Genomic DNA, 14,451 nt, shown 5'->3' with positions numbered 1-14,451 from the left:
ACTATCGCCCGAAACAGGCACAATAAGAAGATCCAGTTTCAAGCGATTTTTATGGTCCAGTTGAAAGACGCCATCGGCACGGGACGCCGCATTTACGATCTGCTGCGCGCCCAGATCGCCGACGGCACGCTGCCCGCCGGCGCAACCGCACCATCGACACGCGCGCTGGCGGCCGATCTCGGCGTCTCGCGCACGACGGTCACGGCTGCCTACGAACAACTCGCGGCCGAGGGCTTTCTCGTCACGTCGGCGGGGCGCGTCGCGCGGGTCGCCACGCCGCCGATGCCGCTCGCGCCGCCGAATATCGCGCGCTCCGGGCGCACCGCACCGGCACTTTCCGCGTATGGCCGACGCGTCTCTACGCTGCCCGCGCCTGTCTTTGCGCAGGCGGATAAAGGCAGCGTCAACTTCCTGTACGGCGCGGTGTCCGCGCGCGACTTTCCGTCATTGATCTGGAAGCGCGCGTATCAGGCCGAATTGCTGCATCAACCGGATAGCCTCTACTACGTCGCGCCCGAAGGCGATGCGTCGCTCAGACGCGCGTTGCAGGCCTATCTGGGCCGCGCGCGCGGGCTCGTCTGCGATAGCGAGCAGATCGTCGTGGCGAACGGCACGCAGCAGGCGCTCGATCTTTGCGCGCGCGTGCTGCTCGATCCCGGCGACGCCTTCGCGTTCGAAGATCCCGGCTATCCGATCGCGCGGCACTGTTTCGAGGCGTCGGGCGGCGTGCCGCTGCCGGTTCCCGTCGACGAACAGGGCCTCGATACGCGCCGGCTGCCCGTGCATGGACGCGCGCGGCTCGCTTACGTGACGCCATCGCATCAGTTTCCGCTCGGCGGCGTGTTGCCGATCGGGCGGCGGCTCGAACTGCTCGAATGGGCGCAACGGCACGATGCGTGGATCATCGAGGACGACTATGACGGCGAGTTCCGTTACGGCCAGCGCCCGATCGACGCAATGCAATCGATCGATACGAATGGCCGCGTGATCTACATCGGCACGTTTTCCAAGGCGCTCTCGCCGCATCTCCGGCTGGGCTACATGATTCTGCCGCACGATCTCGTGCCCGCGTTCCGTCAGGCCAAAAGGCTGAGCGACCGTCATTCGGCGGTTATCGATCAGCGCGTGCTCGCTTCGCTCATCGAGAGCGGCGCGTATGAGCGTCATGTGCGGCGCGTGCGGCGGGAATACGAGCGGCGGCGCGCGGCCTTGCTCGATGCAATCGCCGATCTTCTGCCGAAGCGCGCGCACGTGACCGGCACGGCGGCCGGACTGCATGTCACGCTGTGGCTGCCGTTCGTCGATGCGGCGGATGAGGCCGCGCTCGTGGCCGCCGCGCATGGGAAGGGCGTGGGCGTTTATCCGGTGTCGCCGCTTCATGTTGCGCCTTCGGGCGCCGCGCGGACTCGTCCGGCCGGGCTCATCCTCGGCTACGCCAGCGTGCCGGTCGAGCAGATTCGTAGAGGAATCGAAATCCTCGCCGATGTGATTGGGCATCTGAAGCCTTGAGACGCGTCGACCCTCGCGTTCGTCGCCGTCATTCGACGAGTCCCGCCGTGCTCTCGATGCGTCCCGTGATTGCGCTCGGCGCGATCGGCGTCGCGTCGATGTCTTATGCGTTCGTCGAACGGCCCTTCCTGCGACTTAAGAAAGACGAACGCCCGCTCCCCACGGCCGTAGAAGACGCTACGTGAAGGTCAGGCGGAATGCGCCGGCGCATCGTTCGTCACGCCGGCATCGATAGTGACCGGCACGCGCCGCGCGAGCGCGCACATCAATTCGTAGCCGATCGTGCCGGATGGCTCGGCCACTTCGTCCACCCGGACGTGCTCGCCCCACAATTGCACCGATGACCCGATGCCCGCCGCCGGGCACGGCGTGAGATCGACGGTGAGCATGTCCATCGACACGCGCCCGACGATGCGCGTGCGCACGCCGTCGATGATCACGGGCGTGCCAGTCGGCGCGTGACGCGGATAACCGTCCGCATAGCCGCACGCGACCACGCCGATCTTCATCGCGCGATCCGCGGTGAAGGTGCGGCCATAGCCGATCGTCTCGCCCGGCGCGAGCGCCTGCACGCCGATGATGCGGCTTTCGAGCGTCATCGCCGTGCGCAAGGGAAAGCCTTCGATGTGCCGCGCGCAGCCCGTCGGCGATGCGCCGTAGAGGATCGTGCCGGGCCGCACCCAGTCGCGATGCGCGCGCGGATGCCACAGCACCGCCGCCGAATTCGACAGCGAGCGCGTGCCCGGAAGATCGCGCGTGGCGGCATCGAATTCATCGATCTGCCAGTCGATCGCGCCGTCGTCCGCGTTCGCGAAGTGGCTCATCAGGCCGATCGAGCCGATTGCCTCGATGCCCGACGCGCGCTCCCACGCGGCCGCGAACGCACCCGGCCGATAGCCGAGCCGGTTCATGCCCGAATTCATCTTCAACTGAATGTCGATGCGCTCGTTCGGCCGCGCCGCTTTCAGCAACGCGAGTTGCTCGTCGCAATGAACCGTGACCGTGAGCCGGTGGCGATCCGCCGTCTCGACGTCCTCGGGCTCGAAAATGCCTTCGAGCAGCAGAATCGGTTTCTTCCAGCCGAGTTCGCGCACGCGCACGGCTTCGTCGAGATCGAGCAGCGCGATGCCGTCCGCCGCCGCGAGCGCCGGATAAATGCGCTCGATGCCGTGGCCATACGCATTCGCCTTGATGACGGACCACACGCGCGAGGACGGCGCCGTGCGTTTGACGAGCTGGAGATTCTCGCGAATGGCGTCGAGATGAATGCGCGCGGAAATCGGACGTGGCATGACGTGCTGGATTTTGGGTTGAAGGCAGTGGATTGACGAATCGTATCGGCCAAATAGCAGTTGTTGTTATTTTATTTGTGCCGCTTTTTGGTCGAAACGCCTACCGTCGCAATTGGCCAGTGCAGTGGGATTCGCGATATCTTTTCGGTCATGTCGCGCCGCCAAGGAGCCGCCATGAACGACGTCCGCCGTCTCGCCTGCCTGCGCATCGTGCTCGTCGTCGTCGGGCTGATCGCGCTCTTTGCGCTTTATCCGCTGATGCTGCTCTGGCCTTCCGGATGGGCGTGGGAATCGGGCCACGAAGTCCTTTCGGAGTACGCACTGATGATCGCCGGCGTCTATGCGACGCTCGGCGTTTTTCTGCTGATCGCATCGCGAGAACCGATGAGGCATCTGAGCCTCATCTGGTTCACGGTGTGGTCGAGCATCGTGCACGGCGCGATCATGGCCGTGCAATCGTTCGGCGGCGCGGGTCGCCATCTCGGTCATCTGACGGGCGACGTGCCGGCGCTCTTTATCGTCGCCGCCGCGCTCGCGATCTTCACGCCGCGCGGCGACAAGGCGCGCATGCTCAGTTCAGATAGCCGAGATGCTCGGCCAGGATGACGCTCCCGATGCCGATCAGAATCAGCCCGCCGAGGATTTCCGCCCGCTTGCCGATCGTCGCGCCGACGAGCCGTCCCACCATCACGCCGATCGTCACCATCAGCATGGTCGCGAAGCCGATGGTCGCGGCCGTCGAGAAGATATCGACATCGATGAACGCGAGGCCCGCGCCGACCGCCATCGCGTCGATGCTGGTCGCGAATCCGGTGAGCGCGAGCACCCAGAACGAATGCGAGTTCGGCTTTTCCTCTTCATGTACCGCGCTGCCGAAGCCTTCGCGAATCATGCGCGCGCCGAGCACGAAGAGGAGGCCGAACGCGATCCAGTGATCCCACGCGGTGACGTACTGCGCGGCCGCCTTGCCGAGCGCCCATCCGACGAGCGGCGTCAGCGCCTCGATCACGCCGAAGATCAAGCCGGTCTTCAACGCTTCCGCGATGCGCGGCTTGTGCAGGGTCGCGCCCTTGCCGATGGCCGCGGCAAACGCGTCGGTGGACATGGCGAAGGCTAGAAACAGGGTGGAGGCGAGGTTCATCGAGTAGCGCTCTGGTCGGGCAAGACGGAACGACAAAACGCGCGCCCGACCGGTCGCGAATTCTGTCGATGGTCTTGCCAACCTTTGACGGCTGCTCATGCCACGGTCTGAACGACCGAGCGTGTTGACATGAGCGCTTTCCCTGTGCGGAAAAGCCGGCTACTCCCCAGCGAGGAAATACCGGGCGATTCTAACATGCAGCATTTTGAGCAACGCAGCGTCACATCGCCCTGAGAGTCTTGTGAAAACTGCCGTTCATTGGCGATGATTTCGAAGTCAAGATTTCGGATAACCGCTGCGGTATTATCTTAGTAGTGCTTTGGTTAAACTATCGGCTATTTCTCCTTCAGTGAGAACACGACTCGATGCGCGCCGCTTTCACTTGGCCTGCATCAGACCCAGCGACGCAGTTTCATACTCGCACCGAAAAAACGCATAAAAACGGACCCACAACGTGCAAGAATCCACAGCGGCATCTCTTGAGCCATTCGACTCTGCCATGGCGCGTTTCCGCGAGGGCGACCGGGAACAGGCAGAAAACTTGTGCCTCGAAATTCTGGATACGATGCCGGAGAACGCGCCAGCGCGGCACCTGCTTGGAGCGATCCATCTTCTCAACGGTGATCCGGTAACGGCAGAATCGTTCATTCGCGCATCGCTTTCGATCGAGGCAGACGAAAGGAAGGAAATCGACCTCGGATTGACCCTGAAGGCGCAAAAGCGCCACGCCGAGGCAGAAGCCGCATTCCGTCGGGCATTGTTGCTCGACCCGAATTTCGCTCTCGCACACTACAATCTCGCGCGCCTCTTCGATGAACAGGGCGATCCGGCCGCAGCAGAGGCCGCGTATCGGTCCGCGATCGAGTGCGCTCCCAATGTGGCGCAGTATTGCTTCGATCTCGGCAGGCATCTGGCGATTAAAGGCGCTTTTCCGCAGGCTTTGGAGCAGTTGAATCGTACCGTGGAGCTTGCGCCCGATTCGGCGGAGGCGCTTAATAGCCTCGGCATCGTGCTGATCGACATGGAGCAGCCAGAGAAGGCTGAATTTATCTTTCGGCGAGTCGTTGAGCTGAGTCCGAATTTTGTACTCGGATTGACGAACTTAGGCAACGTGTTGATAGACACAGGCCGCACGAGTGAAGCTGAGTTTTATCTGCGACGCGCACTCGAAGTCGATCCGAACGATGCAGCTGCCGGATACAATTTCGCGGTTCTGCTAGCAAAGGTCAGAAAAATCGATGAGGCCGAGTCGATTGCTCGCAGGGCAATCGAGGCAAACCCCCGCTCGGCTGTGAATCACTTCGGTCTTGGCAACATCTTGCTGACGAAAGGAGCGGGCGACATCGCCGAGGCGTTGAACTGCTTCCGCGCCGCCATCGAATTCGATCCGACTTATCAAGCCGCACATGCGAATCTGGCCTATGCCTTGAATTTCAGCAGCGAGAATGGTTACGACGTTCTCCATGAATGCCGGCGCTTCGCAGCCCAATTCGAAGCGCCCTATGCGTCCGAACCGGTGCAATACGAGAACGACCTGAGCAGCGCACGAAGGCTGCGCGTTGGGTATGTGTCGGCTGACTTCCGCTTTCACTGCCAAGCCATGTTCATGTTGCCGCTGTTGCGCAATCATGACCATACCGTCGTCGAAGTCTATTGCTACTCCAGCGTAACTCATCCCGATGACACGACAGCAAAACTCGCGCAGTTCGCCGACGTCTGGAGAGACGTCCACGATCTGGATGGCCATCGGCTCGCGCATCAAATCAAGGAAGATCGAATCGATGTACTTATCGATCTAACCATGCACATGTCGAATGCACGCCGCCTGGTCTTCGCGCGACGTCCGGCGCCAGTACAAATCGCGTGGCTCGCGTATCCCGGCACGACCGGTAGCAGTGCAATCGGCTACCGATTGACGGATCCCTGGCTGGATCCTTTGCAAACACGTTATCTGGATGATCGCTACAGCGAGAAGTCACTCCGTCTCCCAGACACCTTCTGGTGCTATGAGCCACTCATAACCGGCCTTGAAGTGAGTCCTCCCCCGGCTCGGTCCCGTGGTCACATCACGTTCGGTTGCCTCAATAGTCCGGGCAAGTTGACTGACCGGATTTTCGGCCTATGGGCGCGGGTGATGCGGAAAGTCGAGAATTCGCGTCTGCTTCTCATGTTAGCGCCGGGTGATGCACGAACGCGCGTCATTACAAAGTATGCTCAGCTCGGCGTCGATCAAACTCGTATTACGTTCGTTGACTTTCAACCGCCCGAGCAATACATGCGTGCATACGGAAAGATTGACATCGTGCTGGATACGTTCCCTTATAACGGCCATACGACCAGTTTAGACGCCTTGTGGATGGGCGTTCCAATCGTGACGCTCACGGGCAGCACGCCGGTCAGCCGTGCGGGTTACGCATTGCTGTCGAACTTGGAGATTCCCGAGCTTGCGGCCGATTCGGAAGAAGAGTTTGTCCGGATTTCAGTCGAGTTAGCAATGAATCAGGCGCGCCTTGAAGAGCTACGGTTGAATTTGCGTCCTCGTATGGCGCGTTCTCCCCTTATGGATGGCTCCCGGTTTGCGCGCAGTGTCGAAAAATCATATCGGGATGCCTGGACTGAGTGGTGCGACGGCGCGGTGCAAGCCCCGGTCGTCCCACTTACCTGACAGTCCGAGTTTGCGAGATCATTTCTATAGGCGAAGGCGAGCAATTCAGCGATCGTGCGATTGTTCGATATCGTGACCCTGAGCCCACAGCCGCGCCAGACATCTTCATCCTTGTCGACATAATCAAGATGCCAGAATTAGACCTTCCTAAGTGACAGACTTCGTTGCAAGTCGCCCGTATATATTGCGATACCTTGATGGGCGAGATTAGAGTGCAAAATCGACAAGAGGTCTGATTCCCAGGCTTCGGACGAGACGGCAAAACGTATAGTCTTCCGACAAGTATGTCAAAGAATCTGGGTCAAACATGGTGTCGAATAAAGCGTAGTGCGTATCTGCCCCGCTCCGATGACCCGCCTGGTTTCTCCGGACTGTTTCAATCTTGAAGAACGGCCTGGGTTGCTTCAATTGAACAGTACCGCTGCTTGAACTGGTTGGGTGTTAGATAGGCCAACTCGAATGCGGCCGAATGGCATTGTAGCGGCGCCGCCATTGCTCGATTACGACCTTGGCTTCGACGCGCGTCCGAAACCATTCCATACTGAGGCATTCGTCCCGGAACTTGCCGTTGAAACTCTCATCCGCGCCGTTCTGCCATGGCTTGCCGGGATCGCTCAGTGCCATATCCATACCGTTCTGTGCCGCCCACTTCAGGATGGCGCGCGAAACGAATTCCGGGCCGTTGTCCGAGCGCACATAGCGTGGCGCACCATGCAGGCTGATCAGTTGTGACAGCACTTCGATCACCCGTCCGGAGCGAATCGAACCCGCCACATCGATGGCCAGGCATTCGCGCGTGTATTCGTCAATCACAGTCAGACACTTCAACTGCTGAGCGTTGGCGCAGGCATCGAACACGAAGTCATACGCCCAGACATGCCGTGCAGCCGTAGCTGGCTGGGGCCGGGGCCGATGCATCGGCACGCGTCGCCGGGGGCGCTTGCGCGGCACCTGCAGTCCAGCGAGCCGCCACAGCCGCCAAGCCCGGTCGGCGCTCATCCGATGGCCTTGTCGATCCAAAAAAATTTGGATGCGACGGTAACGGCAGCGCGGATACTGCGCCGACAGAACACACATCGCCGCCAACACCGGCGCGTGACGCTCGGCCAACTTCGACTGGTAGTGCAACGCCGACGTCGCGACCGACATCAGCGCGCACGCACGCCGCTCCGACAGGCCTCGCGCTTTTGCGTAAGCAACCTGCAGGCGGCGAGCGGGCACGCTCACCACTTTTTTGCGTTGATCTCCCTCATCACATCGAGTTCGAGATCACGCTCTGCCACCATCTTCTTCAGTCGCGCGTTTTCCTGCTCAAGCTGCTTCAGACGCTTCACGTCGGCCGCCTCTATCCCGCCGAAATGCTGACGCCAGTTGTAGATCGTCTGCTCGCTGATCCCGTGCTTCTTGGCTACCTCCGCGACCGACGTCTTGTCCGCCTCGCGCAGCATCGTGACCATCTGTTCTTCCGTGAATCGACTCTTCTTCATGACTTCCATTTCTCCGTTGGAAGCCATTCTCTCGATCTGGGGAGGCGATAGACCGGCGTTGCCGGCCTCGCAATACGGCAATATCCATCGAAATTAGGTCGCAATCTCGCGTTCCATCGCTTCATTCTAAATGAAACGATCTCTATGAATCACACACATGATGCGAGCGTGTGGCCGATTCGCTAGAGTCAGATGGAAACTCGAACGCCAATGCGTGCCTTTGTTCCAGCTGCGGCGGCAACCGGAACGACGACGCGAACAGCAATGTTAGTCGCATCGCAGCTAATCACCTTGAATCGCACGTCAACGAAAGCGGAATCCGCCGGGCTGCTTTCTAGCAGGGTGAGTGACACCGACTGGCGTGTCGGCGTGTACAGCAGACCATGAGCAACCGTTAGGTTTTGTGATGTTGTCACGTCGAGTGGGAACGGATCACTTTGCAATTCTGCATGGCATCCACCGGAAGTACCCAAACCGGATCCGCTAATGTCGAAGTGATCGAGTTGATCTGCGGGACGGTCGCCGGTCACGTATGTCCCTTGCGTTGTATAGATAGAAAGCTCAATGCAGTTCTTCCCTCGGTGAAGGTCGGTCGGAGTCGTGTACTTGAAACCCGCAACGTGAGACAGCATGATCTTGCCGCTAACCTTGGTAAGGCTTCCAGATACATCAAGCCCGGTCGCACACTCGCGCGCGTACAGCCCTTCGATCGTGTTACCCGAACCCGTAATCGTGACACCAGTATGCGATCCGAGCTGACCGAACATCTTCGTCGCGCCGAAGTTATTTCCCATCCCCGAAATGCTTACGACGCTATGCCCGCTTGTACCCGTGTACATGTATCCGAGTAGTTCCGCCACGTTGTTATAGTTTCCTGACACGATCAGTCCGTCATGGCTTTGACCGCCATTAAATATCTTTACGCGGCTGACCTGACAATTCGATGCGCTAATTTCGCCATAGTCGCCATCTATGATCCAATGATTGATCCCGGTCGTAGAGCCTATAACGGCGCCGACATCGCCCTTTCCGTTTGCGTTCGCGTATGTGTGTAAGTGAGCGATTTCCGTGATGTTACCGTCGTATTTTCCTGCAAGCGTCTCCGATATGTAGCCGCCACCGGCGTTGTAGCCTGCAATAATGCTGCGAACGACAGTGTTGTGTGGGCCGCGATTGCGCCAACCAAACCCGCTGACGCTGCGCATCGTCGTGATGTTATCAATTAGCCCCTCCTCTTGTTGCCGCCATGTACCCGAGCCGCTCGCGGACGCATACTCGGTATATACGTTGTCGTCGTGTGCGCCATAGACCAGCACATCGCCTTTCATCAAGATCGATGCCCCATACCATGCAATAGCACGGCCTCCGTTTTGACTCGCGCCATTGCCATTTATCCGAATGTCCTTCAGGCCGAACCAAGAAGGCACACGCGAGTCGGCGGAAACCGTACGGCCCGACCCCGTCAGAGCGTCGAAGTGTTCAGAAACGATGAAATCTCGATTCATGCCAGGTGCTTGGATGAGTTCGGTCGCACCCGCTCCCATGCCCTCAATTAGAATGTATCGACGCAGCACAATTTGCGCTGCTTGGTACAACGAACCCGGGCAGCGCACGATGCCGCCGGCGCGAGAGGTGAGGTACGTCATTGCACGCTCGAAAGCCTGCGTGTAATCGACGTCTCCAAGGTCTGGCCGGTAGTAATCATCCACGCTGACCGACTCGCGCACCTTAAGTTGCACCGTGCGCGCTGCGGCGTCTGAACCTGCTTGCACGAAGCCGACGAGCGCCGCGCCATTAGGCACCGAGAAAGCCTGCTGTGTCTGACTCGTTGCCGTGGCGACCGCGCCGGAAATCGCCACGCCAAGTTGGTCGGTCTTTGTCCAGTCAGGCACGCCACCGAGCGTGGCAATAGCATTTCGGATTTCTTCCGTAACGCTGTGATACCACCATGCGCCCGGAACCGTGCCTTTCACGTCGCTTGACGGCATTTCGTCTTGCGGAAACCCGCCCGCGTTCGTGTCAGGTGTAATCGGCGCGTTAGCCGCCGTGTTGGACTTCCAATAACGATCCATAAACACCAAGTAAAGAAGAGAAGGACTAGTGCGCTAGTTCCCGGTTGGCGCACGTAGCGCGAGCCAAGTACCCGGCGCACCAGGCGCGGTGTTGATCCAGCCGGTTACGACATACTTGCTCCCGGCCGCGCCCATTTCTAATGGCATTGCATTCGCAATGACTTTGCCTCGCGCCCATGTGCCAACGGTCGGAGCACTCGATGCAACGTCGTTTGCGTTGAGAGCGCCGCCCAACCAAGTCGCTTCGCGCATCGTTCCTGCATTGAATTCCCACGTCATGCCCTTCGTCGCGACAATCGACGTAGGGCTTGCCACCGCTCCGTAGAAACGCAGGTAAGTTGCTGGGTCGATGGGAGTGACGCCGTCTGCTTTGTAAAGATAGAAGCGAACATCCTCGATAAAACATTGACGCATCGGATTCTTGGTCAAGTCGACCTTAAAGTATCCGGCGGGCGCAGCGTCGTTAATATCAATGATTCGCACATTCCAGTTTCGAAGCTTGTACGATGCACAAGCAGACAGTCGACAGAAGTACGTCAAACCCGCTGTCATTACACGAGGGTCATATAGAAATTCGAGATCGACGTTTTGTATATCGATATGCCCCATTGCGCCTACGTCGAGGCCGAACAACCAGTATGGCCGAATCCGCCCCTTGATCGCGCCGATAGTGAGGTCTCCGCCATTCGTGTTACCCGTTCTCAGTCGCACAATGCCCGTGGGCCCATATGACGCGCCGTTGGGCTGATCTGCATCGCCATCGATCTGCAACAGTCCAATGTGTGTCTTCGTCGCGTTTTGTATGCCAATCGATGTAATGCCTCCGCTCAAGAATGCGCGATCGACAAACAAGCTTGCTTCATTGACGGCGGACTCTTCCGAGCCTCGATAGATCAAGTCTCCCACCGTCAAAGAGCCTGCTAAATGATAGATTCCGTTGTCGGCTGCGTTGAAGACATCGATGAGGTCAATGTGCCCCGTTACGCACTGACACGTAAATCCGCCATGAACGTTTGTTCCCTTGACGCTCCCACGGAATCTGTCAGCGTTGGCTTGCATGGTCGCGACGCGCGGCGATGAAGGTTGACCGCCCTTATTCGAGAAATCGCGTGCGGTAACATGGAATTCAATGCCCGGCGCACCGCTATTCACGTATCCGCTCACGTAAGCTTGTGAGGCGGCAACACTCGACACATTAGCTGCGTTATAAAGGAAAACTTGCGAGTCGGCGGCGCTCGCGCTAGTCTCGATCAAGCTGCGCCCGACGCTATTGCCATCAAACAAGCCGGCACATACAACGCGTGACCGAACGCCCTGCAGGATCAGACCAGCCCGATAGTCGGTCGAAGGAAGCAGTTTTATCGTGGCAAGGGAACCAACATAAAATTCACAAGGGACCACGACAATTGCGTTTGTGATCGCCAACGTGCCAAAAATGTGATGCACCGGCTTCCCGGAAGACAACGCGGCGACGAAGTTCGCCGTATCGTCCGAGCCATCGCATTTACAGCCAAATTCCTGCGGTGTTACCCAATTGCGGCGCAACACTGATGCGACCGTAAGGCTCACTGCGCCATCAGCATCCTGTACAAAGCCGATGCTGTTTGCTCCGTGGTCAGTTGCAAGTGACTGTGTCGCGTAGTTTGTCGCGGTTGATATCGCGCCCGCGATCGCCGCGCCGAGTTGGTCGGTCTTCGTCCAATCAGGTTCACCGCCGAGTTTTGAAATAGCGCCGCGTATTTCTTCCGTGATCGAGTGGAACCACCAAGCGCCGGGAATCGACCCGTCCAGATCGCTTTCGGGTTTCCCGTCCTGCGGGTAGCCGCCCGTGTTCGTGGCGGGCACAGTTGGCGCAACAGTTGAAGCGTTCGCCTTTAGATAGCGGTCCATGCTTGCGACTCTTCCTTTTGTTTCGCTCGACGCCTAAATCTCCTGTCCGTGACTCACTGGACCAGTTGATATTGCGTGAAACAGGATAGGGCTGTCGAACCCTCCAAATAGCACAGCGCAATACATCTCACCGTGCTTCGCCTCCATATATCGTGGACTACTTACATTACTATAGCGCACTTCCGTCTTTCATGCTGCGCGTACCAACGAGTGATCGCTCCTGGTCTCGCCAAACCCCGCCCCCATGCATAGCCATGAACGCGGATAGCCGACTATTAGCTACGGTTTAACTAGGATTGCATACGATTAGTTTCTTATAATATCAACCGAGCCCGTATAGGTTCATCGGCTGCAATGCCGATTTCGTCCATACGTCCGGTTTGTTGAGAATGGCCGCGACCCCAAGATGCGTTCCCGCCACCGTTGACTTGTCCGGCCGGAATTTGCAGACCCCTACCGAAATTCCGGGCGAGTCATGACTGGCGAGTCAAGAAAATCGCCCGATGATCGCAGACGGGGTGCTCCGTAAAGAGTTCTTGTGGAGAAAATCGAATTCGCGCGTCCTCAAACAGCAGCATATAAGTTGAGAACGGTAAGCGGGAGCATATGCGTATGCGCGTTCGTTGGCAGGCCGCGCGCAAGGGGGAAACGTTGAATCAAGGAATCGAACACCCCCGAGACTGAAGCAATGCGCGGAGCGGACGGCTACACCGAATCGATGTTCACGATGTCCAGGCTGGACGACCCCATTTCGGAAAGTCATCCTCTGCGACCGATTCGACTGTATCTGAACGAGGCCCTTACGCGTATGGGCGGAGTGTTTTCGAGCATGTACGAGATCGACGCAAAGGAAAAGGAACGGCCGAACGGGACGCGGTCGCAGAAATGCGTCCAGATGCTGCCCGATTTGTCGGTATGTCCATTACCGTCGGTGCAGCACCTGAATCAAGGAAATTCGGCGTCAATTCGTTCGTAACACTTCACCGCATTGGCGGTTCCGAATAAGCGCGAGCATGTTCACGAAGGGATATTTCAACAGCCTGCTAGGAAAGCGCGCCGTATGACTTCCACGTTCCCGGCGTACCCGCCGCCGTGCAAACCCATCCGACAACGGGACTCGATGCCGACGCTGGGTTACTGTTCGTCACAGCGTCTCCGATAGCCCAGCTTCCATCCGTTGGCGGCGCAGTGCCGCGCGTAGCGCGCTGCCCGGGCAAATTGTTTGACGACTCGAATAATTGGGAGGGAGCGACAACGTCGTTCGAGTCGATCGATCGGTTTCCATAAGGCATGGTGGGCGCGCCGAAATCGTTTCTTACGATTTCCGCCGTTGCTACGGCGCTCGCCTGCATATTCGACATGCCGACCGGATATAAGGTTGTGCCCGCATAAGTTACGGTGTTATCGCGGATAGATAGCTTCGCGACAGTGACTGTAAGGTCCGAACTCGAAGGCCTAATGGTAATGGCCCGCTTGTCGCTTGCCCCGGACGCATTCACGTTCAGAAGCAGGTTTGACGAGACATCCACCGTTTGCACCGCGCACGCTCTATCTGGTGCGAAAGCGATGGCGCCCGCACTCGAACCCATGAACGTGTTATGTGCAACGCGCAAAAGCGATAAACTTGCGGCTGACGGAGCGACACTAATACTTGTCGAATGCATTGCTTCAGCATAGTTTCCGTCGATGATCGCCGTTTGGATCGTCCCATACAGAAAAGCGAAGCTATGGGGATAGTCCGCGCCGGGGCGGACGACAACGTTACCCGCCAACTTAACATATTGCGCACGCGCCTGAATCTGATGCTGATTCGCGCCGGGGTTACATTGATCGAGTAGGTTGCCCTCTATGAGGACGTAGCCGCCCGCGTTCTGTGAGATGGCTATCCCCATCTTTCCGGAGACGCAGCGCACGATATTGTTCGAAATGATGCATACGCCTTCATTGCCGCCGGAAAAGCCGATACCACCCAATCCGAGCGTCCCGTCCGCCTTTCTGCCGTCTATGTAGTTGCCAGTGAGGACCGTTTGCGATGGAATCTCGAAACCCATCGATTCGGCGGTTTTCGTCGTAGCGAAAGACGTATCGCCTTCAATACCTAGATCGCCGTTGCCAATCGCGATGTTGCCGACAATCGCTATACCACATTGGAGGCCGTACTGTATGCCTTCGTCTGCGTTGTAGTTGCATTGATTGTTTGCAAGAGTTACCGAATAAGAGTTCGCTAGACGAGGCGTATGAGGAGTCAGGCCTGATGCGCTTATGCCGTTCTTCGACGCGGCCACTGATGCAGACGGGCCGTAGCCGTTACCATTCGCGAGTTATTGTCAAATCTGGTGTTTGCCAGGCGGGGCCCGGTCAGGCGGCAAGCGGTTGCTGAGCCGGTGTGCTGTCG

At 58.5% G+C, this 14,451-nt stretch carries 8 protein-coding genes, 2 pseudogenes and 1 riboswitch; of the genes and pseudogenes, 4 read left to right on the top strand and 6 right to left on the bottom strand.

Going from position 1 to position 14,451, the window contains the following annotated elements:
* Positions 1–51 precede the first annotated feature (51 nt).
* Entirely contained in the window at positions 52–1,509 is a 1,458-nt protein-coding gene (pdxR, locus tag AWB82_RS31120) for a MocR-like pyridoxine biosynthesis transcription factor PdxR (RefSeq protein WP_086973148.1), read from the top strand.
* Positions 1,510–1,697: 188 nt separating this feature from the next.
* Here the strand turns inward: pdxR and alr are convergent, their stop codons facing one another.
* Positions 1,698–2,801, bottom strand: a complete 1,104-nt coding sequence (alr, locus tag AWB82_RS31115; RefSeq protein ID WP_086973147.1) for an alanine racemase — start codon at positions 2,799–2,801, stop codon at positions 1,698–1,700.
* 174 nt (positions 2,802–2,975) lie between these two features.
* Between alr and AWB82_RS31110 the strand changes: the two genes are divergently transcribed.
* Entirely contained in the window at positions 2,976–3,407 is a 432-nt protein-coding gene (locus AWB82_RS31110; protein ID WP_086973146.1) for a DUF6632 domain-containing protein, read from the top strand.
* Here the strand turns inward: AWB82_RS31110 and mntP are convergent.
* Positions 3,373–3,942 (bottom strand): manganese efflux pump MntP, encoded by a 570-nt coding sequence (gene mntP / locus AWB82_RS31105; protein WP_086973145.1) that lies wholly within the window; start codon positions 3,940–3,942, stop codon positions 3,373–3,375. The two genes, AWB82_RS31110 and mntP, sit on opposite strands and share 35 nt — an antisense overlap.
* An 8-nt stretch (positions 3,943–3,950) precedes the next feature.
* Positions 3,951–4,122, bottom strand: a riboswitch (yybP-ykoY riboswitch).
* Between the two features lie 274 nt (positions 4,123–4,396).
* Here mntP and AWB82_RS31100 point away from each other — a divergent pair.
* Positions 4,397–6,607 (top strand): O-linked N-acetylglucosamine transferase, SPINDLY family protein, encoded by a 2,211-nt coding sequence (locus AWB82_RS31100; RefSeq protein ID WP_143756933.1) that lies wholly within the window; start codon positions 4,397–4,399, stop codon positions 6,605–6,607.
* A gap of 376 nt (positions 6,608–6,983) precedes the next feature.
* On the opposite strand, the pseudogene AWB82_RS31095 reads toward AWB82_RS31100, so the two are convergent.
* The 3 genes and pseudogenes from AWB82_RS31095 to AWB82_RS31085 all read right to left on the bottom strand — a co-directional run bounded on the left by AWB82_RS31095 (position 6,984) and on the right by AWB82_RS31085 (position 12,056).
* Positions 6,984–8,094 (bottom strand): annotated as a pseudogene (locus AWB82_RS31095) (IS3 family transposase).
* A 188-nt stretch (positions 8,095–8,282) separates the two neighbouring features.
* On the bottom strand, positions 8,283–10,166 hold the full coding sequence (locus AWB82_RS31090) for a hypothetical protein (protein ID WP_143756932.1): 1,884 nt from the start codon (positions 10,164–10,166) through the stop codon (positions 8,283–8,285).
* Between the two features lie 33 nt (positions 10,167–10,199).
* Complete coding sequence (locus AWB82_RS31085; RefSeq protein ID WP_086973142.1) at positions 10,200–12,056, bottom strand: hypothetical protein; 1,857 nt, start codon at positions 12,054–12,056, stop codon at positions 10,200–10,202.
* Positions 12,057–12,744: 688 nt separating this feature from the next.
* Here AWB82_RS31085 and AWB82_RS36840 point away from each other — a divergent pair.
* Positions 12,745–12,906 (top strand): annotated as a pseudogene (locus AWB82_RS36840) (IS5/IS1182 family transposase); the annotation flags it as partial.
* 193 nt (positions 12,907–13,099) lie between these two features.
* Here the strand turns inward: AWB82_RS36840 and AWB82_RS31075 are convergent.
* On the bottom strand, positions 13,100–14,341 hold the full coding sequence (locus AWB82_RS31075) for a hypothetical protein (RefSeq protein WP_143756931.1): 1,242 nt from the start codon (positions 14,339–14,341) through the stop codon (positions 13,100–13,102).
* Positions 14,342–14,451 lie beyond the last annotated feature (110 nt).

Origin of the sequence: Caballeronia glebae (genome assembly GCF_001545035.1) — a bacterium.
Classification (GTDB): domain Bacteria; phylum Pseudomonadota; class Gammaproteobacteria; order Burkholderiales; family Burkholderiaceae; genus Caballeronia; species Caballeronia glebae.
This window is presented reverse-complemented; position numbering and strand designations above follow the sequence as displayed.